22 protein-coding genes and 1 pseudogene are annotated in these 23,296 nt (G+C 50.7%); 12 read left to right on the forward strand and 11 right to left on the reverse strand.

The window, feature by feature from the left end:
* Positions 1-295: 295 nt before the first annotated feature.
* From HH215_RS21800 to HH215_RS21815, 4 genes are all read right to left on the reverse strand, one after another.
* Positions 296-1,063 (reverse strand): DeoR/GlpR family DNA-binding transcription regulator, encoded by a 768-nt coding sequence (locus HH215_RS21800; protein ID WP_169281814.1) that lies wholly within the window; start codon positions 1,061-1,063, stop codon positions 296-298.
* Positions 1,064-1,156: 93 nt separating this feature from the next.
* A complete protein-coding gene (locus HH215_RS21805; protein WP_169281815.1) occupies positions 1,157-1,609 on the reverse strand; it encodes a hypothetical protein in 453 nt (150 codons plus the stop codon).
* Positions 1,606-2,316 (reverse strand): hypothetical protein, encoded by a 711-nt coding sequence (locus HH215_RS21810; protein WP_169281816.1) that lies wholly within the window; start codon positions 2,314-2,316, stop codon positions 1,606-1,608. The genes HH215_RS21805 and HH215_RS21810 overlap by 4 nt, the downstream gene beginning before the upstream one ends.
* A gap of 294 nt (positions 2,317-2,610) precedes the next feature.
* On the reverse strand, positions 2,611-4,260 hold the full coding sequence (locus tag HH215_RS21815) for an FAD-binding dehydrogenase (RefSeq protein WP_169281817.1): 1,650 nt from the start codon (positions 4,258-4,260) through the stop codon (positions 2,611-2,613).
* A 263-nt stretch (positions 4,261-4,523) separates the two neighbouring features.
* Between HH215_RS21815 and HH215_RS21820 the strand changes: the two genes are divergently transcribed.
* The gene (locus HH215_RS21820; RefSeq protein ID WP_169281818.1) at positions 4,524-5,372 is read left to right on the forward strand and encodes an alpha/beta fold hydrolase; all 849 of its coding nucleotides are present in this window, start codon (positions 4,524-4,526) and stop codon (positions 5,370-5,372) included.
* Between the two features lie 80 nt (positions 5,373-5,452).
* On the opposite strand, the gene HH215_RS21825 is transcribed toward HH215_RS21820, so the two are convergent.
* From HH215_RS21825 to HH215_RS21840, 4 genes are all read right to left on the reverse strand, one after another.
* Positions 5,453-6,952, reverse strand: coding sequence for a GNAT family N-acetyltransferase (locus HH215_RS21825; protein WP_169281819.1), 1,500 nt, complete (start codon positions 6,950-6,952; stop codon positions 5,453-5,455).
* Positions 6,953-7,251: 299 nt separating this feature from the next.
* Positions 7,252-7,719: a heme-degrading domain-containing protein gene (locus HH215_RS21830; RefSeq protein ID WP_169281820.1), complete on the reverse strand. Its 468-nt coding sequence runs from the start codon at positions 7,717-7,719 to the stop codon at positions 7,252-7,254.
* A gap of 111 nt (positions 7,720-7,830) precedes the next feature.
* The gene (locus HH215_RS21835; protein ID WP_169281821.1) at positions 7,831-9,093 is read right to left on the reverse strand and encodes an MFS transporter; all 1,263 of its coding nucleotides are present in this window, start codon (positions 9,091-9,093) and stop codon (positions 7,831-7,833) included.
* A 19-nt stretch (positions 9,094-9,112) separates the two neighbouring features.
* Positions 9,113-9,538: a MerR family transcriptional regulator gene (locus HH215_RS21840; protein ID WP_169281822.1), complete on the reverse strand. Its 426-nt coding sequence runs from the start codon at positions 9,536-9,538 to the stop codon at positions 9,113-9,115.
* Positions 9,539-9,701: 163 nt separating this feature from the next.
* On the opposite strand from HH215_RS21840, the gene HH215_RS21845 reads away from it, so the two are divergent.
* Together HH215_RS21845 and HH215_RS21850 are read left to right on the forward strand one after the other, a co-directional pair.
* A complete protein-coding gene (locus HH215_RS21845; protein WP_254450180.1) occupies positions 9,702-10,157 on the forward strand; it encodes a MarR family winged helix-turn-helix transcriptional regulator in 456 nt (151 codons plus the stop codon).
* A gap of 74 nt (positions 10,158-10,231) precedes the next feature.
* Positions 10,232-11,311 (forward strand): saccharopine dehydrogenase family protein, encoded by a 1,080-nt coding sequence (locus HH215_RS21850; RefSeq protein WP_169284520.1) that lies wholly within the window; start codon positions 10,232-10,234, stop codon positions 11,309-11,311.
* Here the strand turns inward: HH215_RS21850 and HH215_RS21855 are convergent.
* The 3 genes from HH215_RS21855 to HH215_RS21865 form a co-directional block, all read right to left on the reverse strand.
* Positions 11,261-12,490, reverse strand: a complete 1,230-nt coding sequence (locus HH215_RS21855; protein WP_169281823.1) for an MFS transporter — start codon at positions 12,488-12,490, stop codon at positions 11,261-11,263. The genes HH215_RS21850 and HH215_RS21855 overlap by 51 nt on opposite strands.
* A 27-nt stretch (positions 12,491-12,517) precedes the next feature.
* The gene (locus tag HH215_RS21860; protein WP_169281824.1) at positions 12,518-13,549 is read right to left on the reverse strand and encodes an ROK family transcriptional regulator; all 1,032 of its coding nucleotides are present in this window, start codon (positions 13,547-13,549) and stop codon (positions 12,518-12,520) included.
* 172 nt (positions 13,550-13,721) lie between these two features.
* The gene (locus HH215_RS21865; RefSeq protein WP_169281825.1) at positions 13,722-15,197 is read right to left on the reverse strand and encodes a protein adenylyltransferase SelO; all 1,476 of its coding nucleotides are present in this window, start codon (positions 15,195-15,197) and stop codon (positions 13,722-13,724) included.
* Positions 15,198-15,352: 155 nt separating this feature from the next.
* On the opposite strand from HH215_RS21865, the gene HH215_RS21870 reads away from it, so the two are divergent.
* From HH215_RS21870 to HH215_RS21910, 9 genes and pseudogenes are all read left to right on the forward strand, one after another.
* Entirely contained in the window at positions 15,353-16,057 is a 705-nt protein-coding gene (locus HH215_RS21870; protein ID WP_169281826.1) for a response regulator transcription factor, read from the forward strand.
* Entirely contained in the window at positions 16,057-16,992 is a 936-nt protein-coding gene (locus tag HH215_RS21875) for a sensor histidine kinase (protein WP_169281827.1), read from the forward strand. Before HH215_RS21870 ends, HH215_RS21875 begins: the two co-directional genes overlap by 1 nt.
* 118 nt (positions 16,993-17,110) lie before the next feature.
* Entirely contained in the window at positions 17,111-18,031 is a 921-nt protein-coding gene (locus HH215_RS21880; RefSeq protein ID WP_169281828.1) for an ABC transporter ATP-binding protein, read from the forward strand.
* Positions 18,024-18,773, forward strand: a complete 750-nt coding sequence (locus HH215_RS21885; protein ID WP_169281829.1) for an ABC transporter permease — start codon at positions 18,024-18,026, stop codon at positions 18,771-18,773. Before HH215_RS21880 ends, HH215_RS21885 begins: the two co-directional genes overlap by 8 nt.
* A gap of 120 nt (positions 18,774-18,893) precedes the next feature.
* Positions 18,894-19,880, forward strand: a complete 987-nt coding sequence (locus tag HH215_RS21890) for an SDR family NAD(P)-dependent oxidoreductase (protein ID WP_169281830.1) — start codon at positions 18,894-18,896, stop codon at positions 19,878-19,880.
* Positions 19,877-20,017, forward strand: a pseudogene (locus HH215_RS21895) (glycosyltransferase); the annotation flags it as partial. The gene HH215_RS21890 and the pseudogene HH215_RS21895, both read left to right, overlap by 4 nt.
* Before the next feature lie 346 nt (positions 20,018-20,363).
* The gene (locus tag HH215_RS21900) at positions 20,364-21,014 is read left to right on the forward strand and encodes a response regulator transcription factor (protein WP_169281831.1); all 651 of its coding nucleotides are present in this window, start codon (positions 20,364-20,366) and stop codon (positions 21,012-21,014) included.
* Positions 21,007-22,392, forward strand: coding sequence for a sensor histidine kinase (locus tag HH215_RS21905; RefSeq protein ID WP_169281832.1), 1,386 nt, complete (start codon positions 21,007-21,009; stop codon positions 22,390-22,392). Before HH215_RS21900 ends, HH215_RS21905 begins: the two co-directional genes overlap by 8 nt.
* Before the next feature lie 24 nt (positions 22,393-22,416).
* Entirely contained in the window at positions 22,417-23,268 is an 852-nt protein-coding gene (locus HH215_RS21910) for a metallophosphoesterase (RefSeq protein WP_169281833.1), read from the forward strand.
* Positions 23,269-23,296 lie beyond the last annotated feature (28 nt).

Below are 23,296 nucleotides of genomic sequence, written 5' to 3' on the forward strand. Positions count from 1 at the left end.
ACCTAAGCAGCAAACAAACACAGGCAATAAAAAACCACGAAGCCCCTCCTCTGAGAAATTCGCGGTTTCATCCTGCGCAATCGCCGCAGAAATTTATTTCGAAATGTAGGGGTCTAGGCACTAATTTCGATTGCAAAGACTTCGCCGAGGGACCGGACCGTTGCGAAGTTGTACAAGCGAGCATCAGGAATAAAAAACGGAGGAAACATCGTATAGCGGACAAAAGAAAGCAGCAGACGCGGCCGATCCAACGTCTGCTGCTTATTTGCTTTCGGTGCCGTCCCGTCTCTAACGCCTACTCGTAGACGATTTCGATTCGGTTTCGTTTGTACCTTTCCACAAGCTCCCGATCGATCTTGGAGTCCGTTACGAACCGATCAACCTGCGAACAAGCGCATATTTTGATGAGAGAGACATGATCGAATTTACTGCTGTCCGCAAGCGCGATCGTATGCTTCGCGTTCGCTTGCATAATCTTCTTCACCTGGATCTCGCCTATCCCGTAATCGGTAATGCCCTCATCGATGGTCACTCCGCTCATGCTCATAAAGAATAAATCCGCATGAAACCGGGAAGCGAATTCTTCGGCTAAATCGCCGATAATGCTTTGCTCCGAATTCCGAATCATTCCGCCGATCATAATCAACGTATAATTCGGCATGTCGATCAATTCGTTCATGATCGGCAACGAATTCGTAATGATCGTCAGACGTTGAAACTTGTCTTTGAGCACTCGCGCAATCTGCGTGTTGGTCGTGCTCACGTCAAGGGCGATGGACATTCCTTCCGTCACGTACCTGGAAGCGATCTGAGAGAGCTCCGTCTTCTCTTCCACGTATATAGATTCGCGAAGCGGCAACGGAATTTCCCGAGTGTAGTCCGGTTCCTTCAGAATCGCTCCCCCATGAACGCGTTGAATCAAACCTTCGCTCTCCAAATACTCCAGGTCGCGCCTGATCGTCTCGAACGAGACCCCGAACGTTTCCATGAGCTCCGAGGTTCGGATCGATTTGTCCCTTTTTAATTGATGGATAATTAACTGATGCCGCTGTTGCGCAAACACCCGCTTCCACTCCTTCGTGCCGATGGATCCCGACCACATCATCTTGATTAGTAGTCTACCATACATCCGGTCACGAAGACTAACGGTTATGCGTTATCCCTTGCTCTCATATACGATCGAGCCCATGACCGTCCGACCGTCCTCTTGATCCAAGCTGAAATTGAAGACGAACACCTCTTGGCCGCGAGTACCGGAATACATATACGTGAACTCTTCCTTCATCTCTAAAGTTTGCGTGTATCCGGCCGATTGGCAATAATCCTGATACAGCTTCACCACCTCGTCTAGAGGCTTCTCTACTTCGACCGCGACCGTTATATTCCCCGAATCGGATACGGAGGAAGCGGTGACGACCATTCCTTCCATCTTGGGAATATCCGCGGGAAGTCCTTTCGGCCATTCGGATTCGGAGGAGAGTACCGTCTTGCCCGAGCCCGTCTTAATCGTTAGGCTCCCCTCCTCATTGTTGCTCCCGGAACACCCCGAGGCTACTGTCGCTATGGCGAACACGAGTGCCAATACGCTGAATCTTATCGCCTTCTTCATATCGATTGCTCCACTTCTTTGACATGTATTCCCTTCGCGTCACGGGTTCTCATTTCTTCGATTAAAGCTGCCGTCTCGTCTCTCTTCTCGAATGCGAGAATCCAGCCGTACCAAGCATAGATCAAGTAAGGCAACGGGAAAATATACTTCGTCACGGGGCCGTAAGGCAGGAAAATAAAGATGACGGAGACGAGAGTCATAATCGCGGGCCACTTGGGGAGGATGCGCGCGCGGAGCATGGAAATTCCCATCAGAATCGATCCGAAGAGCATCAACGGCATCAACAGGATCATTAACGCAAAACCCGGCCCTTCCGATCCGATCCTCATCACCAGGTCGGAAGCGGCTTGCAACTGCTCTTCGGTCTGAATATTGTCGAAGAAAACCGGATAGCCGAAAATTTGCACCGGCGAATGCGTGCCATCCAACATGAAGAAGAGGAACAGCATGCCGAAACTCAGCCAACCCCACCATTTCAGACCCGCCGCTTGACGTAAATACAATCCAACAAATCCCATCAGGAACATGGTGAAAGAAATCAGCAGCCCGATATGGGTCCACACGGCAACATCGACGAAGATATCCATTTGCTCCATTCCCGAAGGAACGTCCTCCAAATGAATATATTGAATGATTGTCGTAAGCAGCCCGGACAACAGCAACATCCATCCACAGAACTTAAAGAAACGATCGGGTACTCGGATCATATGCCATCGAATCTCCTTTATCTCGACGAATAAATTGACCTCCTTATCGTATGTTCCCTATTATCCCGTCAACAAGAGACGCCTTCCCGAAGGGTCGGGAATTTATCCGGGAGTTTTGTAAAAAAAATTCCGACAAACGCAAAAAAACCGCCTACTAAGGCAGGGACGACCGTTCTTCGGCTTGAATCGAGTCAAGGCTTCCATCCGGAAGCCTTGACCGGTATAAACTACGCATGAGCGCGATAACAAAGCTTATGCGCACCCCCCCTGACGGTTAGGCACACCCAAGCGCGCTTAAATTGTCGATATCGCACGACCAGCTACCAACCCCGAGAAGAGGCAGCCTCCCAAAAAAGTGCCTTCCAACGCTCGATATCCGTGCATGCCCCCGCCCCCGAATCCGGACACTTCTCCCGCCGCGTACAAACCGGGTATGGCTGCGCCCTCGGAGCCGATAACCTGCCCGGACAAATTCGTTTGCAGTCCTCCTAACGTTTTGCGGCTGACGATGTGTAACCGAACGGCGATCAGGGGACCGTTCTTCGGATCGAGTATTTTGTGCGGCCGGGCTACCCGGATCCACTTATCTCCCTTATAATTGCGCGCTCCCCGCAATGCCGTAATCTGAAGATCCTTAGTAAACGCGTTGTCCATTTCCCGATCGCGGGCTTGTATTTGCCGTTTGATTTCCTCGAAGCTTAAGAGATTCTCTCCCGTAAGCTTATTCATTCCTGCAACCAATTCTTCCAGATCGCTAGCAACGATGAAATCCTCGCCTTTATCCATGAATGCCTTAACGGGACCCGTTGCTCCAGGCAACGCCCGGGCCAGCACCTGCCGAACGCTCTTACCGGTTAAGTCCGGATTTTGTTCCGAACCCGAGAGCGCGAATTCCTTCTCGATGATTTTCTGCGTCAAGATGAACCACGAGTAGTCGTATCCCGTTCCTCGAAGAGCCTCAAGCGTACCTAAGGTATCGAAACCCGGAAAATTCGGGGCCGGCAGCCTCCGTCCGCGCGCATCCAACCAGAGCGAAGACGGTCCCGGAAGAATACGAATCCCGTGAGCGGGCCAGACCGAATTCCAATTGCGAATGCCCTCCGTGTAATGCCACATCCGATCCTTATTCACGATGCGGCCGCCCGCTTGTTCGGTAATCGAGAGCATTCGCCCGTCCACGTGCGACGGAACGCCCGAAAGCATCTGTTTCGGAGGATCGCCTAGCCGCTTAGGCCAGTTTGCCCGAACCAACTCCTGATTGCCGCCGATGCCGCCGCTGGTGATGAGCACCGCCCGCGCGCGAAGCTCGAATGGCCCGCTTATGTCCATTGAACTTTGCTCCCCGCGGGCCGCATCGCTCGGAACCAATATGGAACCGCTTACACCTACTACCGCACCTTGATGCCGAATGAGTTGATTCACCCTATGGCGAGGCCGATAGTCGATCAAGCCGTTGTTCATATGCTCGCGAACGCGACGTTCGAAGGGTTCAACGATAGCGGGTCCCGTACCCCATACGATATGGAATCTCGGAACGGAGTTTCCATGACCTTCCGCCAAATATCCGCCTCGTTCCGCCCAGCCAACGACCGGAAAGAAACTTATGCCCATCTTGCGCAACCAAGCCCTTTTCTCCCCGGCCGCGAAATCAATATAGGCTTCCGCCCATTGCCGTCCCCAATAATCCTCATCGTCTTCCCGATCGAAGCCGGCCGACCCTAGCCAGTCTTGTAACGCAAGCTCCTTGGAATCCTTAATGCCCAACCGGCGTTGTTCAGGCGAATCGACCAGAAACAAACCTCCGAATGACCACCAAGCCTGACCGCCCAACGAAGCTTCCGGCTCTTGGTCTAGCAACACTACTTTCTTGCCTGCGTCCGCAATCTCCGCCGCCGCTACTAAACCTGCGAGCCCCGCTCCTACTACGATTACGTCCTGCTCCACAGACGATTCCTCCCCTCGTTGATACTCCACTCATCCCCATTGATAATCCACCTAAATTTTAACATACCCTTTCTATTAAAAGCGGATCTTGTATTTGCGTTCGGCCTACCTCATCAAACCTTAACCAAAAACATTAAAGCGCAATACTAAGGTTCGAATCGAGTACTCCTCCAATTTTAACGCGGCATAACACATCTACCTTCTCACTTGCTTTCATGTTGTACAGTAGATTGTATAACCATTGAATTGGAGGATTGATCCGTATGAAAGCCGTAATGCATGATGGACATCAGATCGAGGTAGAAGTTAAGGGAGAAGGACCTGATCTATTGCTTCCGGTAAATCCGCATCCGATCGTGGGGCCGCAGGCCGACGAGATGCTCAAATGGGGAGCGGATCCTGCCCTTGGACGTTCGTTAATCGATGGACTCAGCGACAACTATCGCGTAATCGCATTCGACTATGAAGGCCATGTCTTACGCGCGGCAAAACCCGACACCTTAACTCCGGCTAACATCTCTAAAGATTTTCTGTCCGTTGCCGATGCGGTGGACGCACGACAATTCGCCTATTACGGATATTCCTGGCTTGCGCTTAGCGGAATGCAGTTAGCTATTCAAACCTCTCGCCTTTCGGCACTCGTTATGGGAGGTTTTCCTCCGATTGCCGGTCCATACAAGGAAATGCTAAGAGTAACGCAAGCGACCCATGAAATGACCGCTTCAACGTATGTTAACACTAGCGACTTCCCCGCAACGTCCGATGAATTCGATTGGTCGTCGGTTGAAGTAACGATGAGCGATGCCCAGACGAAACAGTTCGTCACCTTGTACCAGGAACTTCAACGCTTCGACGATCGAACCGCCCAATCCGGAATCGCTTGCCCTCGCCTTTGCTTCGCAGGATCGGCCGACAAGATCGATTACGGCGAGCGTTGGGGGAATGTTCAGGTGGACATTGCCGGTCCGCTCATTCATCAACGCCAGCAACTAGAAGCGCTGGGCTGGGATGTGTCCGTGCTTGCGGGGCTCGATCATACGCAAGCTATGCAAGCGGCCCGCGTTCTTCCTATCCTTCGTCCATGGCTAGACGCGAATTTACCCCGCGAATAACGAAAGCCCGGGCTTAATCACCCGGGCTTGTCGAATGCGAAACGGAGTGCCGCCCGGAATCCGGCGGCCTATCAGATTGTTTACTTGACCGCTTTGTAATAAGCGCTCAACAGTTCATCAGCGGGGATATCGTTAATTTTCATTCCCGACAGATCGCATTGACGAATATTTACGTTCGTAAGATTACACCCGCGCAACTCGCTGCCGCTCAAATCGCATCTCTCGAACAATATTGGTTTCTTATCCGCCCCTAGATTCGTATCGTGAAAGTAAACTCCGTCCAAAGAAACCAATCCGATCTCGCTGCCGCTTAACCTTAAGTCGGCCAGAAGAACATGCGTGAGGTTTAGATTCGTGAATTTGGAGCCACTTAGGTTACAGTCGGTAAACTGACTGTTTTGCAGATTACTATTGGTGTATCGACCGTCCTCTAAATTTATTTTGTAGAAATCTACTCCTTTCATGAAGCAGTTCTCGAACTCCGTATCCGAGAAGTTCCGGTTCTCCATTCTGGAAGCTTCCCCTTCTATATGCTTGATCCCAATTGCATCCTTCACCCTCGGTATGATTTTCTCATAACCATACTCACGCTCCGACTCATAGGTTCTGACGAAGCCCGCTTTCTCATAGAAGCGATGGTTGTGAACTTGCTTGCTTGAAGTTTCCAACCTCCATTCTTCTACGGTAGCAAACGCCTTCTCGATCAGAGAAACGACCTTCGACCCGAAACCCTGTCCCTGATAGCTCGGATCAATGAACAGCTTATCTATCCTGGCATGTCTCTTGCCCGTAGAGTTAATGCAAATGCCGCCAATCGTTCGTCTTTCGTATACAATGACGTAATAATGCGATTCTCGAATCGCATACTTGTGCATTTCCACCGAGTCGTAGCCAGGAGGGCAAAGATTATTGTCCGGAGGCCCCTCCGCTTGATGCCAAATGTTTATCTCCCGATTAAACGTTCTTTTCATAATATCCGCTAAAGTTTCGGCATCCTCCGGTCTTGCTTTACGAACAAGCAATCGATTGTCGATCTCCGATTCGTCCGAGCCGGTCTTTGGATATTCAAAATAATCATAGTCCTGTTGGTCGGATAACCGGACGAGATCAAGATGACGAAAACCCGCTTTCTCCACGACTCTTCTCGATGCATGGTTATGGGGTTTAACGATGGCAACGATTTGTTCCAACTGAGTGTGACGGAAGACGAAGGAAGCCATAGCCCGAACCGCGGCCGTGATATGACCCTGATTGCGATAATCCTTCGAGATCGCATAAGCGATTTCCCTTGCTATCGGATCCAACAAGTCGTTAGGAAAAACGCCGCACCATCCAATAAGTCGCTTATCTCGCTTGTGCTCCATGGCTAATAAAATTCTCACGTCCGACGGATCGAACGTATCATAGCTCCCAATAACGAAACCAAGGAAACCTTCCAGCTGTTCCTCCGTCATATTCCAATCCGGCAGAAGATCCGTAATTTCCGTTTGCCTCGTGAGATCATATAATTCTTCATAATCCAGTTCGGTAAATGTCCGCAATCTAACGAATTCCAGCTCTATCGTAAATGAATGGCTCATTTCTAAACACCTCTTTGGGGATCGATTTGTATTTTCGTAAAATAAAACGGAGTGCCTCAATAAAGGCACTCCGCAAGTATAAATAACATACTTAGCCCGAAGCTCCTTGTAATGGGTCAAGAGGACGCACCTATCCCGTTATACGAGCGAATAACGAAATTTTTTGCGCTGTCTTATTCCATTACAAAGTTGCTGGCATAAGTATAAATTCCCCTTCCGAACTTCAAGCTTTCTTTATTTTAGGAGATCCCTGCCCCGTTGTAAACGACTTTCCGGCGACTACGCTGAGACTGATCCGCTTATTTGCGAGATAGATATTTGCGGATGCCTTCTACCGCCAGATAATGATCCTCTTCGCCCGTTAACCCGGTCACCGTGACGGTTCCTACTTTCCCTTGCCCGCGTACCGTTATCGGGAAAGATCCGCCTTCCCCTTGATAATCCGACTCGGGCAAATCGGAACTCTCTTTGAACGTAGTCCCTTTGTCTTTGAACATCTCCCCCACGTACAAGGAGCTATTCCCGTAATGATTCACGACGTTCTTCTTCGTGTGAATCCAATACCTATTGCCTTGCGAGGTTCCCTTCATGTAATGCGTGAACAAAGGATGCTCATCGTTCTCGATATGCACGGCAATGCCCTTCTCGAATTCCGCTTTGGCGATTTCAACGATCAACAACCCCAATTGCAGCGCATCTTCGTTCGTAAAGGAAGCGAACTGCAGCTCTTCCTCTTGGCTTAGCAATTTGCTCATGATTTCATTCATGCGTTCCCCTGCTTTCTATACGTATGTGCTTGTCTCTTATCATAATCTTGCTTCGCTAAAATGAAAACAAGCAAGCCGGAGAATCAGACCTGCTTGTTCATTCTATTATCGTTAATGCTCGCTTTCGACCTCGTCCACGTGTTTCAGGTGTTTGCGGTTCAGCCATATGACGATGACGGCCAGAACCACGAACCCCGCGCCGATGTAGAACGGCGCATGGAAGTCGAACCACTCCGAGAACTTGACCGCGTAGTAAGGAGCGAGAGCTCCGCCGACGAACCGAAGGAAGCTGTATGCGGCGGAAGCCGTGGAGCGCTCGACGGGGGCGGCGTTCATAACCGCGGTCGTGATGAGCGTATTGTTATTGCCGAGGAACGCGCCGGCAAGAATAACCATCGCGATGACGACGACTTTGTCCGTCGTCCAATAACCCATTGCGGCTAGCGTTGCCGCGAAGAGCAACAATTGCACGCACATCGCGCTGATCGTGCCTTGCGCCTTCTGCAGCTTCGGAGCCGTAAATACCGAGGTGAAGGCTAACAAGAGACCCCAACCGAGGAATACATATCCGAGCTGGTGTACGTCCAGGTGGTGCAAGTGACCGAGTACGAGCGCCGCGTAGACGAGCAAAGTGAAAAATCCGAAGTTATACAGCATCGCCGCGAGGCCGAATACGAGCAACGAGCGATGCTTAAGCGCACGGAACGGATCGAGGATCGAAGCTTTCTTCTTCGTTGCCGGCGCGGCGACCGCCATCGCGGGTTTCTTCGGCATCATGAAGAAGATGCAGCAGAACGCGATAACCATCAGCCCCGCGACGCCGAAGAAAGGACCGCGCCACGAAATCGCGCCCAGCTCGCCGCCCAAGAGAGGGCCGACGGAGATACCAAGCCCGACCGCCACTTCGAACAAAATAATCGACTTCGCGACGCCGACTCTGGACATCGACACGAGCGCCGTGAGCGCGGTCGCGACGAAGAACGCGTTGCCGAGTCCCCATCCAGCCCGAAGCCAGACTATTTCCATGACATTGCCCGCGGTTCCCGCAAGCGCGGAGAACAAGGCGATCAGGACGATGCCAGCGAGCAACATTTTCTTAATCCCTAGACGGGAAGAGATAACGCCGGTTACGAGCATGGCTAACGCCATAACCGCATTATAGCTCGTGAACAGCAATGTAAGCTGACTATCCGACGCGCCTAACTGGTCTTTCATCATCGGCAGAATGGGGTCCACGAGACCGAGCCCCATGAAAGCGATAATGCTGGCGAAAGCGACAGCCCATACCGCTATCGGTTGATTAAACATACTGACTCTCGTTTTATGCTGAGTCTGTTCGGCCGGATTGGCCCCTTTCCTAGTTGAGGGTTGCATGGTTACGGAAGACTCCTTTTTAAGTCGACATTTTGGTTATGCCTTCGTCGATCCGTTGTTGCATTTTCTCGATTTCCTTGCGAAATTCAATCATCTTGGCCAGCTTCTCATCGACCATGGCCAGTTGCTGACTGGCCATCTCTTTCATTTCCACCAACTGTTGCAGCTTATGCTCGGCTTCCTCGGATTTGGAATAGCTATCGCGATGCTCGCCAAGCTTCTCCCGAACCGATACGAAATTCAATATCTCCATAAGCGAAAATCCGAGAACATCCCGCGCGTTCACGATTTGGTTCAACCGTTCGATATGCTTGCGGGTGTATAACCGCATCCCGCCTTCGCTTCGCTCCGGAGGGAACAGCACTCCGATTTCCTCATAGTACCGAATCGTTCGTTTGGTCAATCCGCACTCCTTGGCCACGTCGTCGATCTTGAATTTATCCACGTCATCCCTCCGCTTGAATCTTGCTTCCTTGCGAATGAAATAAGAATAATCTTTTTGAACGTTAACGTCAACGTTAACTTTTGCTTATTTCCGATTCAGCTCAAATTTCGGTCTTCAAAACTGAAAGTTGACAATAAGTAGGTTTAGATACTAAACTAAAAACATGGATAATCACAACGACTCCCACCCCGTCCCTATGAACAAAGGAAGCCGCAACCTCGGCCGACTGATTATGCAGCTCCGACGTCTCGAACGCCACCCTCAAACCTTCGGCAATGCCGGATCGTTAACGCCGAGCGAGATCCATACGATCGAAGCGATCGGTTACGAGGGAAGCATTCTGATGAGCGAGCTCGCCGCTCGCCTCGAAGTGACGAAAGGCGCGGTCTCCCAGCTTATCGTTCGGTTGGAAGCCAAGCAACTGGCAACGCGTTCGCCGTATCCCCACGATTCGAGGGGGGTGCTGATTTCGCTTACCGAGAAAGGGAAGGAAGCATACAAGGCTCATGAAGAGGTTCAACTTCAATTTTACGACCAGCTTCGTTCGCGGCTAAGCCGGCAAGAAATCGAAATTTTCGAAACCTGCATAGAAAAATTAAACGAATTTCTGCAAAAGTAATTTTTTTGCCTTTTAGTTTAGTATCTATACTATTTAATCAGACATCGCGTTAACGAGGAGAGAAGATGACCTCTATGAAAGATTACATCGTCGTCGTTGGCGGATATGGCCATGTAGGACAATCGATAAGCAGACAGCTTGGCGAATGTTTTCCGGGTAAAGTATACGCGGCGGGTAGAAATCTAAGCCGTGCCCAGCAATTCAGCCGCTCGACCAACGGGAAGGTCCTGCCCCTGCAGCTTAATATTGCTGGAGGTTTCGACCGCACCCTCCGGGATCGAGTAAAGCTTGTCGTCATGTGCCTCGATCAAACGGATACCTCATTCGTCAGATTCTGTTTCGAGAACGGAATCGATTACGTAGACGTTTCCGCGAACCATTCCTTCTTGGCTCAAGTGGAACAGCTGCAAGCGGAGGCTAAGGCTAACGAAGCTACGGCCATTTTGAGTATCGGGCTTGCGCCGGGACTGACTAATCTGATGGCTTATCATGCCAAAAGTCTAATGGATCATACGGATGCTCTAGACATCTCCATTATGCTCGGCATGGGAGATCATCATGGCAAAGCCGCCATTGAATGGACGATCGACAACCTGGGCAACGATTTCGAAGTCGTGAGAGGGGACAAGAAGGTTGCGGTTGCAAGCTTCGCGGATGGCAAGAAAACGAATTTCGGAGGGCCGCTGGGAAGCAGGAAGGCATACCGGTTCAACTTCTCGGATCAACATGTGCTGCCGCTAACGTTAGGGGTACCTACCGTTTCCACTCGGCTTTGTTTCGATTCGGTTGCGATAACCGGATTGTTGGCGGGGCTCAAAGCGTCCGGAATGTTCCGTTTATTACGATATAAGCCGGTCCGCTCTGCCGCCGTCCAACTATTCGGGCGAATGAAATTCGGTACGGAGATATTCGCCGTGAAAATCGATGCTTGGGGGAAAAGAGACCACGAGCACGTGAAGGTGGAAAGCTTCTTGCAGGGAACGAGCGAAGCCGAAATCACGGCCAAAGTCGCGGCTTTCGTAGCCGAGAGAGCGTATCGCGCCGAATTGCCGCATGGCGTGTACCACATTGAACAATTGTTTGAATTGAATCCCATTCTAGCCTCAATGGATCGGTCGACCATGTTCGAGACCCGAACTTTTCATCTTCAATAAAACATTCAGCTTCTCAGAAGACAGGAGCATAGCCGCGGCCGATAACGCGATAAACGCCGGAAAAATTCCAATTGTCGTATGGGAAGCCATAAACCCGAGCAACGGAGGTAAAAGCGTGCTTCCGGTATAAGCTAAGGCCATTTGGTAACCCATGATGGTTTGGGATTTCTTTTTCCCGAATCGCACCGGGGTTTCATGCAGCATGCAAGGGAAAATCGGAGCCAAACCTAACCCGATAATCATCAAGCCGGCAAGCGCGAATCCCGACGGCAAGGGCAGGACTAGGAACACCGCTCCGGATAAAGCAATGATTTGACCTCCGCGAATGAGCGTGCGGTTGCTTAACTTAAACGTTATAAATCCGGTAACGAATCTCCCGATCGTAATGCCCGCGAAGTACAGGGAAACCCATAACGCGGCCGACGATGCGGTCAAGCCCTTCACGTCAACCAGAAAGCTGCTTCCCCATAAGCCCACGGTGGCTTCGACTCCGCTGTAGAATAGGAAGGATGCCAGAGCTAGCTTGATTCCCTTCATCCGCAACGGTTTAACGGGTTGGCCGTCTTCCTCGTCATTCGACAAGCCGTCTGAATCCTCGATTTGTTCGCTGCGACTAACGTTGCTTGATTTTGCGACGCGATCCCACAAGGGCAGCGTTAAGAATAAGATGACAACCAATCCCAATTGAATACCCGCGACCGTAAGGTAGCCGTCTCTCCAAGATGATTGCCCCGAGATGAATTGGGCCATGATCATCGGTCCGAGAGTCGCGCCTACTCCCCAGAAACAGTGCAACCAGCTCATGTGGTGCGCTTTGTAATGCGCGGCCACGTAGTTGTTTAAACCGGCATCGACGGAACCCCCGCCAAGGCCAAGCGGAATGGCGCAAACGATAAGCCACGCCAGCGACGGAGCAACGGAAAAACCAAATAAGGCGCCTGCCGTCATGATGCAACTGACGAGAGTGACTTTGCCCGTTCCGAACCGCTTTAATACGGCTCCGCTCGCTAAGCTGGACACGATCGTGCCTGACGCAATGATCATGAACAACAAACCCGCCGTGCCCAGCGACGCGTTAACGTCGGATTGCATGACGGGCCACGCCGATCCCAATAGGGAATCGGGCAGCCCTAGGCTGATGAAGGCCAAGTAGATAATCAATAAAAAATAAGTAGCCATTGTATAATAATCTCCCGTTTCCGTTATTCATTTCGTGGCGGGTGCGGAAATCAACAGATCGAGCCCGAGATTCCGCAATCCGTTTAAGTAATCCTGTTCCCAGTCGCTCATCGCGAGCCGCGGCAGATGTTCCGCCGGAATATAGGCGGCGCTCCTTGCCGCGATCCCGTTAAGGATCGTTTCGTTCACTTCGTCATGACAGAAAATAATCGTGTGAGGGTTTATCACAGCCGTGCAAGTCGCGATCAACCGACTAACGGCATCGATCCCTTGCTCGCGAAGCTTTATTTTTTCCACTCCCGTACCTTCGGTCAACGCTTGTTGAAAATTCAAATGATCATATAGCGGAACGAATGAAACTTCCCCCGAGAAAAAGGTGCTGCCTCTGACCACCACTCCATTGATCAGAATGCCGGCACCGGGACCGTTCTTACCGAAATACAAATAGATCAAGGAAGGGTTGTCTTTGTTATTCATATTGTCGTAATAGCCCAGCACGGCAGCGTTCATATCGTTCTCGACGACGACGGGAATAGAGAATCGTTCTTCCAGCGTCCCCTTCAGGTCGAAAAGATGGAACTGTTCGTAATCAGGGATGTGGATAATCCGGCCATGATTAACCGCACCGGGCACTCCGATAGCAAGGGAACCGATCTTGGGATATTGAACGATGATCTCTTCGATCAGCTTCGTAAGGCTATGAATGTCATCCCTTAAAACGCTCGAAGTTTTACCTTGTTCTTTCACTTCTCCCACGCTATTAAAAACCGCGAAGTTCGTTTCCGATTGCTCCAAAAAAATGGCCAACCCCAGCATGTATTCCGGATTGTAAGCATATCTCATCGCTCTTCTCCCGCCGCTGGAATCATCAATGCCGACTTGAATAAGCTCCCCCTCTTGCTCCATCTGGGCCAGAAACTTGCTCGTAGTCGGGAAGCTGATACCCAATTGGCGACTCAGCTCCGCTTTAGTCGCGCTCCCAAGCGTAAGAAGCGCTGCGCGTATGCCGCTAAGGATCACGTTCTTCATCTCTTTGGGAGTCGCGGGTAATTCATTCACTTCGTTTCACCTCTTGGAAGATTAACTTATTAAACATCTTTAATAAGTTACGACAATCGTAACAGAAAATCTAATCGATGCCAATCCTTTTGTGAAAAGTCGCAGATCAACCTTGCACGCCAAAGACGCCTTTGCAGGCGTCTTGAGTATTTATGCGGTTGTAGCCGTCGGATCACGTTCCGCAGAACGTTCGGTATGGACGAGAGGACGGCACGGGCGGCTCGGCGAACTCCGCCTGTTCGGGAGTGTGATCGAAGGGATGGGAGAGAACGTCGAGCAGCCGCTCCATTACGCTGTAATCCCCGTGTTCCGCAGCTGCCTTCAATGCAGCTTCTACTCTATGGTTCCGAGGAATGAGTGCGGGGTTGCTGCTGCGCATCAGTCGGTGCGACGAAGCTTGCGATTCTTGTTGCCTGCCTAGCCGCGACCGCCACCGCTCTTGCCATTGCCCGAATTCCGGGTGCTCGGCCACAACCGTATCCCCCGCCGTATCGAAAGTAAGGGCGCGGAAGGTGTTGGTATAATCCGCGCCGGTCTTCTGCATCATACCGAGTAGATCTTCGATCAGCGCTTCATCCTGCGGCTCTTCGTTAAAGATCCCCAGCTTCGCTCTCATTCCCGCTAGCCAATTCGTTCGATACAGCTCCGTAAAACCCTTTAACTCCTCCTGGGCCAATTGAACCGCCTGCTCCTGGTTGTCATGCAGCAACGGCAATAGCGCTTCGGCGAATCGCGCGAGGTTCCAAGCGGCGATATAAGGCTGATTACCGTATGCGTAGCGCCCCTGAGTATCGATGGAGCTGAATACCGTTTCAGGATCATAAGCATCCATAAAAGCGCACGGCCCGTAATCGATCGTTTCTCCGCTAAGAGCCATATTGTCCGTGTTCATCACTCCGTGAATAAACCCGACGAGCTGCCATTGGGCGATTAACGCGGCCTGACGCTTAATCACTTCCCGCAGCAGCAAAAGACCGCGGTCTCCCTCGGCATCGACTTCCGGATAATGTCTCCGTAACGTATAGTCCGCCATCGCCCTTAGATCTTCATCCGTACCCCATTGCGCGACATATTGAAACGTGCCGACGCGCAGATGGCTGGCGGCCACGCGGGTCAATATAGCACCAGGTTGCTCGGTTTCGCGGTAGATGGATTCTCCGGTCGCCACTACCGCCAAGCTGCGAGTAGTCGGAATGCCCAGCGCGTGCATCGCTTCGCTGATGATGTATTCGCGCAGCATCGGTCCAACCGCCGCTCGACCGTCTCCCCTGCGGGAATACGGCGTCGCGCCTGAGCCTTTAAGCTGAATGTCGAATCGCTCGCCATGCGGAGTAATCTGCTCGCCAATCAAGATCGCGCGGCCATCGCCTAAGCGATTGAAATGTCCGAATTGATGCCCTGCATAAGCTTGAGCGAGGGGATCGGCGCCTTCAGGGATCCGGTTGCCCGCAAATGTCGCCACGCCGTCATCGCTTTGCAGCGCTTGGACGTTCAACCCCAGCGATATGGCCAACGGCTCATTCAGCGCGATCAACCGCGGTGCGCGCACGGGAGTAGGGTCGAGCCTGGTAAACAAGGATTCCGGAAGACGGGCATAGCTGTTGTCCCAATTCCATCCCGCTTCTTTTGTAGCCTGAATCTCCGTCATCGTATCTCCTACTTTGCCTTTTTGTTTTTATTATACCCTTTCCATTCCAAAATCGAAGACCTTATGGGTATCTGGCCGTCATCTATTTGGTTTTGCACATTCCCTTTACAAATAATGTCTCCCGTCTATATGATGATCGGTAAGGGGGGAACCGCATGACTACTAACATTCTTATCGTCGAAGACGACCGGGAAATTCACGGGATGCTGACCGCTTATCTGCAGCGGGAAGGCTACGAAACGTCATCCGCATACGACGGAGCGGAAGCGATCGGCAAGCTGGAGCAGACTGGCTTTCAGCTCCTAATTCTAGACTTGATGATTCCCGTGATCGACGGGTATGAAGTGCTGCGCCGCGTCAGGGAAAAGCAAAATATCCCCGTGCTCATTCTATCGGCCAAAGCGGACGAAGTGGATAAAATTATCGGACTGGGGCTCGGCGCCGACGATTATATGACGAAACCTTTCGGGCTCGGAGAGCTGTCGGCGAGGGTCAAAGCCATGCTGCGAAGATATGTTTACTTCAACGCCAATCCTCTAGACCGTTCTTCGTCCGTGCTAACCCATGGCGAGCTGTCGATCGATCTGCACACGTACGAAGTCGCTTCCCGAGCCGGCCGCAGAACGTTAACGGCCAAGGAATTCGACATCCTCAAGCTGTTCCTTTCCCATCCTTCCCGCGTATTCACGAAATCGCAAATCTTCCAAGCCGTCTGGAACGAAGATTACATGACCGACGAGAATACGGTTATGGTACATATTCGGCGGCTTCGCACCAAAATCGAGCCCGATCCGTCCCAACCGGTCTACATCCAAACCGTATGGGGAATCGGTTACAAGCTCGGGGCGGCGGCGAACTGATGCCGGGATACGTTCAGCCTGCCATTATCGTCTTCCTGCTTGCCGCAAGCTGCTTTCTGCTCGTCAAACAATGGCGCTACAAGCAACAATTGGGGTGGATAACCGCAAGATTGAACGAAATACGCGGCGGCTCCCCCAATCAGCGAATCCGTATTCATCATGCGCCGGAATCCTTAATCGAGCTTGGCGGCAGCATGAACCGCCTTATCGACGCCTATCAGATCAGCTTGGAGAGAGTGAACCTTCTCGAGACCGAACGCAAAAAAATGATTTCCCACCTGTCCCATGACCTGCGAACGCCGCTGACGGCAATTCTCGGTTACGTGGAAGTCATGCAGAAGGACAATAGTTTGTCGGAGGAAATGCGGCAGAACTATTACCGGATCGTAGTCGCCAAAGGAAATAAGCTCGATGCGTTAATCCGGGATTTCTTCGAATTGTCCAAGCTGGAAGCCGACAACGGCTCCATGGAGCCGGAAAAGCTAAACGTCATCGACAAGGTCGAGGAGGCCGTCGTCTCCTTCTATCACCAGTTCGAGCTCGCGCGGCTCTCCCCCCGGCTCGAGCTTCCGGAGCGGCCGTTGTACGCATGGGGAAATCGGCAAAGCTTGGAGAGAATCATGAACAATTTACTGTCCAATGCGCTTCGTTACGGAGCGGATGGCGGCGTTGTCGGCATCCGGGTCAAGGATAAGGAAGACCGCGTATGGATCGAAGTTTGGGATCGCGGACAAGGCATTTCGCAAACGGATATGCCGCATATTTTCGAACGGCTTTATACCGGCAGCGCCTCTAGAAACTCCGTGCAACAAGGGAACGGATTAGGGCTGACGATCGTCAAGAAACTGGTGGAGAAGCAACACGGTGAAATTATTGCGAGAAGCGTCCCGAACGGCGAAACCGTATTTGCGTTCTGCCTACCCAAAGCGACTTAAGAAATATGTAAGAAACCGTTCAATCTCATGTAAAGCTCCTATTGTATAATCAATCCAACCCAAGCAAGACGCGATGCGGCCGCTATTGCTTGGCAATTGCTCATAGGAGGATGAATCAGTGGAAGACATTTTGAGGACGAGCGGTCTTACCAAAAAATACAAAACGCACACGGCGGTCGACGGCGTCAGCATTTCCTTGAAAAAGGGGGAAATCTACGGTTTTCTCGGTCAGAACGGGGCCGGTAAAACGACGACGATTCGGATGATCATGGGGCTCATCAAGCCAACCTCGGGGCAGATTCAATTGTTCGGTCAGGACGCGGAGTCCGGCCGGAAAGCGGCATTCGAACGCATCGGCTCTATGATCGAAATACCCGGCTTTTATCCCAACCTGACGGCTGTCGAGAACCTGGACATCCATCGTCGGATGATGGGAATGGGCAATAAAGAAAGCATCGACCAAGCGCTCGAGCAAGCGGGGCTGCTGGATACCGGGAACAAGAGAGTGAAAAATTTCTCGTTAGGCATGAAACAACGGCTCGGCATAGCCCGCTCCCTGCTGCATCATCCGGAGTTGCTTATTCTCGACGAGCCGACGAACGGTTTGGATCCGGCCGGCATTAAGGAAGTCCGGCAGCTCATTATCGAACTGGCCTCGAAGCGCAATATCGCCATTCTCGTATCGAGCCATATTCTGAGCGAAGTTCAGCAGATGGCTACGAAAATCGGGATTATTCATCAAGGAGTCCTTGTCGAAGAAATCGAACAACACACGCTTCAGATGAAAAACCGGCATTGCATGGAGTTCAAGCTAAGCAACGATCGCGAAGCCGCCATGCTGCTGGAGCAGAAACTGGGGATTCACGATTATACCGTCCCCGAACCGGGGGTCATTCGAATATTCGAGCAGTTGTCGGAGTCGGCCCTTATCAACCGCACCCTTGTCGGACACGGCATCGATGTGGCTGAAATCGCGATGGTGCGCGAAACGCTCGAAGATTACTTCCTTAGCCTGACGGGAGGCGATCTGAGTGCTTAACGTGTTCTATACCGAAATCCTGAAACTAAGACGTACGAAAATGTTTTGGTTGGTTATCATCGGCGCCTTAATGCCCGCCCTGATCTCGGCCTTCGCGGCATGGGGCAATATGAGCTGGACCGATCTATACAAAAACAATCTTCTGTTTCTGAACGTCATGGTTAGCCCGTTGCTTCTCTCTCTCCTCTCCGGTTACGTCGTGGCTCGGGAATATAGCGATAGTACGATTAATCAGCTTTTCGTATATCCCTATCGCCGCATGTCCATCTTGCTTGGCAAAACCTTCGTGGTCGCGCTCCTCTCGCTGGCCGTCATCGTTCTAAATTATTCTGCGATATGGATGGTTGGCAGTCTCATGAGCGATCAACCGATTCCTAATGATCTGATTGGAAAATATACCGAAGCGTTCATCTGGATGGCGGCGCTGCAAATGTTACTCACGCCGCTCATGATGGCGACGGGAATCGTAGGCAAGAGTTATATTCCTTCGGTCGTGCTCGGCATTATCGCCATCCTCGTCAACATGATGGCCATCAGCGGGGTCGAAGACCATTTGGCAGGACGCGTGCTGTTCGTTAGCTACCTTCCTTTCGGCACCATGATCATTCAGCTGCTAGACATCACGAAGCCCGGCGTTGAAGACCACATCCACGCGCTGATTCCCCATGCCGCCATGTTCTTGCTTCTATTCGTTTTCAACGCGTTCTATTATACGAAGTCGGAAGTTCACAGCGGTTCTTGATCTTTAGTTCGGCCCCTCTAGTATGCCCCTCGTCCCGCGCCCTTCCTATCGCCATATTCGTGTAACATACGGGTATTATACTTGCCTGGTTAGCACGACATAGATAGGGAGGAAAGAGCCTTGCAGAACAAAACGATATTGATTACCGGAGGAACGGGTTCTTGGGGAAGAGAACTCGTCGGAAAATTGCTGGAAAGGGAACCTAAAGAAATTCGAATCTTTTCCCGGAACGAGTCTTTGCAGGTGGAGATGCGGCAGGAATTTCAGCATCACCCTAAATTAAATTTTATCATTGGAGATATTCGCGATAAATACGAGGTTATGCAAGCTTGCCAGCAGGTGGATTATATCTATCACTTAGCCGCCTTGAAGCATGTTCCGATCTGCGAACAACAGCCGGATAGCGCGATGAAGACGAACGTCATTGGAACTCAGCATGTCATTCAAGCCGCTATCGCGAACGATGTCGAGAAAGTGATTTACGTATCCACGGACAAGGCGACCCACCCTTCCAACACCTACGGAATGACGAAAGCCCTCGCGGAAAAACTAATCGTTCATGCCAATTTAAGAGAAGGCAACACTCGATTCGTTTGCGTAAGAAGCGGCAATGTGCTCGGATCGACGGGCAGCGTCGTACCTCTGTTCAAACAAAGAATCGCGCAAGGGCTGGATCTATCGCTAACCGATTCTAGAATGACCCGATTTTTCTTAACCTTGGAGGAAGCCGTAGCGCTGTTGCTTAAAGCGACGGAAGACAGCAGAGGCGGGGAAATCTACGTAACGAAAATGTCGGCTTGCCGCATTGCGGATCTTACGCAAGTATTAATCGAGGAATTAGCGACGGGAGTCGTCCGTATTAACGAAACGGGCGCCCGTCCTGGCGAAAGCCTAACCGAATCTCTGATATCCGAGTTTGAAAGTACTTATTCCATCGACTTGGATGTTCGGTATTATGTCATTTTACCTCCTTATCCAATAGAAGGATTACAAGATTACTATGCGGGCAGCGTTCCTGTAGATTTTCGCGGCTACCATTCTAATCATGCATTGCTGAGCAAGCCGGAGATAAGGGAAATGCTGCTTAAAGGCGGACTGCTGGCATGAGCAAAACCATTCTATTCACCGGGGGAGGCTCGGCAGGCCACGTAACAGGCAATCTCGTACTGATCCCGAAATGCGCCAAAGAAAACTGGAGCATCCACTATATCGGCTCGGAGCAGGGGATTGAGAGGAAGCTGATATCCGCACACCCAAGGCGGAAGCCGGTCCGGCCAGCTTGCTCATGCGCGATATTTCCAACAAGCCGGCTTCGCGGATATGCTGCCGGAACAACAAATGACCGCTCATAGCTTCGTTTCCGCGATTATGCGACTATACGAGAACCGCTCCCGCTACAGAGACGCGATGAAGAAGCATGTAAACGGCGGAGGCGCGGACAAAATCATGCATTTGATAAAAGCGGTAAGCCTTCGGAGATGACGATGGACTCTCTCTTTAAGACTGGACGAACTGCCGAATGAAAGAGAAACAAGATGTACATTTTAGTAAGAGGTTATTCGTTATGTCACCCTCGTTAAGGAGCTCATTATGAATATAATAATTGCCGATGATGAGCCCTTCATGCTCAAGATCGTACAAGCTTATTTAGAGAAAGAGTCCTTTACGACTTATCCGGCGCGAGATGGAGAAGAAGCTCTTCATCTCTTCTATACGAACAAAATTAACTTGGCCATCCTCGATTGGATGATGCCGAAGCAAAGCGGCATTCAAGTGTGCAAAGAAATCAAAAAACAAAGCAAAACAACGAAAGTACTTCTGTTAACGGCCAAAGGCGAAACCGAGGATGAATTAATCGCCTTGCAGTCCGGTGCGGATGAATATATCAGCAAGCCGTTCGACCCGCGAATATTGATTCTAAGAGTAAGAAAACTGTTACGGATAGATTCTCGAATTACCATTGGGGATTTACAGATCGATATGGACGGGCAACGCATTTTCAGAAATAACCAGGACATACAGGCAACGAATACAGAGTTCCACCTGATGAAATATTTGATTGAAAATAGAGGCGTCATTATCACGAGGAAAGCATTGTTGGATCATGTATGGGGGTTCGATTATTTAGGCGAAGAAAGAACGGTCGATACGCATATACGTAGACTGCGGGCGAAGATCGGCGAGCATGTCATTACGACTCATCGAGGTATGGGGTATAGTCTGGACGAGCCGCATGAATAAGCTGAATCGAAAGTTGATCGTGCGCATCTCTCTGATGTTTCTCATCGTCGTTATTCTTTCAATTGCCATGAATACGTTCTTCTTACCCAAATATTTGTTGTACCAAAAAAAACATACGCAGGCTGCCTTAACCGCGCAGCTCGAAACGATGGACACTCGTCATTTACTCCGGGATGCGGAGCTTCTTGAGCGGGAGCAAGGGGTAACCATCGTGCATACGGAACTAATCGGAAATATTAATCGTCTAAATGAAGACGTCCTCGATCAACTGAACAAAAAGAAGATTACATTGAGCAAGTTCTGGATAACCGATGAAAGTATCGCAAAGCTGAATGAAAATAAGCCGGTCCGAAAAATTTATCATCAGCAAAAATTAAAGTCGAGCTTCCTTGTTACTTTCATGAAGAAGGACAATCTGATTTTCGTAATCGGAGAATCTATTTCGTATTCCTCGGAAACGCTGGCCATCGTCAATCGTTTTAACCTGTATATATATGCGGGCGGGCTGCTGCTCCTGATCGTGCTGTCTCTCGTGTTTACGAAACAGATCGTTCGGCCGCTTGCCACAATCCAGGTAGCAGCGGACGGCATCTCTAAGCTATCGTTCGCGAAGGTTCATATCCGAACGGGCGATGAAATCGAGTCTTTAGCGGAGAGCATTAATCGGATGAGCGACAAGTTAGAGCAGGCTCATCTCGCATTGGAAAGCAAAAACGAGAATTTAAGGACGTTCATCGCAAACATTTCCCATGAGCTCAAAACGCCGCTTTCCCTGATCAAGGCTTACTCCGCCGGAATTCAGGACGGCATGGACGACGGCACTTATCTGGATGTTATCCGGCAACAGACCGATGATATGGCGAGAATGGTGAACCAATTACTCGAACTATCCAAGTTGCAAACCGATTCGTATGAGATAAGCGCCTTTGATTTCGCTCCGTTGCTCGATAGAACGCTGCGGAAATACGATATTTCTTTTCGGCAGCAAGACATTGCCGTTACCGTCCATGACCGCTTGCTGACCGATTCGCGGGTAATGGCGGATGAGCGGAAAATCGAAATGGTCATTAACAATTTCATCTCCAACGCTTTGAAATATACGACCGACGGGCAGATCGATATCACTGTAGAAAATAAGGATGATCGGATGTTGTTCGCCATTAGCAACGGCGTCGCCGATGGCCAAGACTTGCAATGGGACAGCATATGGGAGCCTTTCTTCGTATTGGAGAGCTCTCGCAACAAACAGCTCAGCGGAACGGGTTTAGGCCTGTCGATCGTTAGAACGATTTTGCAAAAGCATAACGCTCCATTCGGTTTTCATATTCATAAGGGTCAAATCGTTTTTCGCTTCTCCTTACCCGTGGCCTTATCCTAACCAATTCTATCATCGGGGGGTATTATGCATCAAAAACCGATTAGTCGACGGCAATTTTTGAAGAAGAGTATGCAATGGGGAGGCGGGTTAATAGGATTAGCTAGTCTATCCGGCGCCTATTCCCGTTGGATAGAACCTACTTGGCTTGAGGTTAAATCCGTAGAGGTAACGCTCTCCAATCTGCCCCGTTCCTTTGCGCGGCTTCGAATTGTTCATTTTAGCGATGTACACTTCGGCGAATATTCGGAACCGGAACTATTAACGGAGCTAGTAAAGCAAACTCAACAATTAAAGCCCGATCTTATTTGCTTTACGGGAGATCTGATCGATTATTCGACAAGCTATATTTCAGAAGCGATAGCCTTATTCTCACGGCTACGCGCGCCCTACGGACAATATGCCGTTCTTGGCAACCATGATGTTTTCGCCAATCGGCGACCGGTTACGCAAGGGCTGTCGCAAGCGGGCTTCCATGTCCTCCATAACGAGCATATCGCTCTAACAAAGGGAGAAGAAAAGCTATATATCGCCGGAATAGACGATCCCTGGGTCGGCAAACCCGATATCGATCGGGCTTTGCTTCGGATCCCTGAAGGAGCCTGCAAGATTCTCCTTGCTCATGAGCCAGACTTCGCGGATGAATACGGCCGACTCCCGATCGATCTCCAATTGTCGGGGCATAGTCATGGAGGGCAAGTGCGAATCCCCTTTATTGGAGCGTTGTATACGCCTCCTTACGGAAGCAAATACCCGCACGGACTTTATCGCATTCCGGACAGCCGTTTGCAAGTATATACCACGCGCGGGATAGGAATGACTCGCCTTCCTATACGATTTAATTGCCGGCCTGAACTCACGGTAATAACTTTGAAATAATCAGGCGCTAGATTACGATATTCGGAAC

Source organism: Cohnella herbarum, from assembly GCF_012849095.1.
Classification (GTDB): domain Bacteria; phylum Bacillota; class Bacilli; order Paenibacillales; family Paenibacillaceae; genus Cohnella; species Cohnella herbarum.

Coding starts and splice junctions, on each gene's coding strand:
- HH215_RS21845 (WP_254450180.1), top strand. CDS start 9,702: ATGGATAATCACAACGACTCCCACCCCGTCCCTATGAACAAAGGAAGC.
- HH215_RS21830 (WP_169281820.1), bottom strand. CDS start 7,719: ATGAATGAAATCATGAGCAAATTGCTAAGCCAAGAGGAAGAGCTGCAG.
- HH215_RS21820 (WP_169281818.1), top strand. CDS start 4,524: ATGAAAGCCGTAATGCATGATGGACATCAGATCGAGGTAGAAGTTAAG.
- HH215_RS21810 (WP_169281816.1), bottom strand. CDS start 2,316: ATGATCCGAGTACCCGATCGTTTCTTTAAGTTCTGTGGATGGATGTTG.
- HH215_RS21805 (WP_169281815.1), bottom strand. CDS start 1,609: ATGAAGAAGGCGATAAGATTCAGCGTATTGGCACTCGTGTTCGCCATA.
- HH215_RS21875 (WP_169281827.1), top strand. CDS start 16,057: ATGCCGGGATACGTTCAGCCTGCCATTATCGTCTTCCTGCTTGCCGCA.
- HH215_RS21855 (WP_169281823.1), bottom strand. CDS start 12,490: ATGGCTACTTATTTTTTATTGATTATCTACTTGGCCTTCATCAGCCTA.
- HH215_RS21870 (WP_169281826.1), top strand. CDS start 15,353: ATGACTACTAACATTCTTATCGTCGAAGACGACCGGGAAATTCACGGG.
- HH215_RS21905 (WP_169281832.1), top strand. CDS start 21,007: ATGAATAAGCTGAATCGAAAGTTGATCGTGCGCATCTCTCTGATGTTT.
- HH215_RS21825 (WP_169281819.1), bottom strand. CDS start 6,952: ATGAGCCATTCATTTACGATAGAGCTGGAATTCGTTAGATTGCGGACA.
- HH215_RS21900 (WP_169281831.1), top strand. CDS start 20,364: ATGAATATAATAATTGCCGATGATGAGCCCTTCATGCTCAAGATCGTA.
- HH215_RS21850 (WP_169284520.1), top strand. CDS start 10,232: ATGAAAGATTACATCGTCGTCGTTGGCGGATATGGCCATGTAGGACAA.
- HH215_RS21910 (WP_169281833.1), top strand. CDS start 22,417: ATGCATCAAAAACCGATTAGTCGACGGCAATTTTTGAAGAAGAGTATG.
- HH215_RS21865 (WP_169281825.1), bottom strand. CDS start 15,197: ATGACGGAGATTCAGGCTACAAAAGAAGCGGGATGGAATTGGGACAAC.
- HH215_RS21835 (WP_169281821.1), bottom strand. CDS start 9,093: ATGCAACCCTCAACTAGGAAAGGGGCCAATCCGGCCGAACAGACTCAG.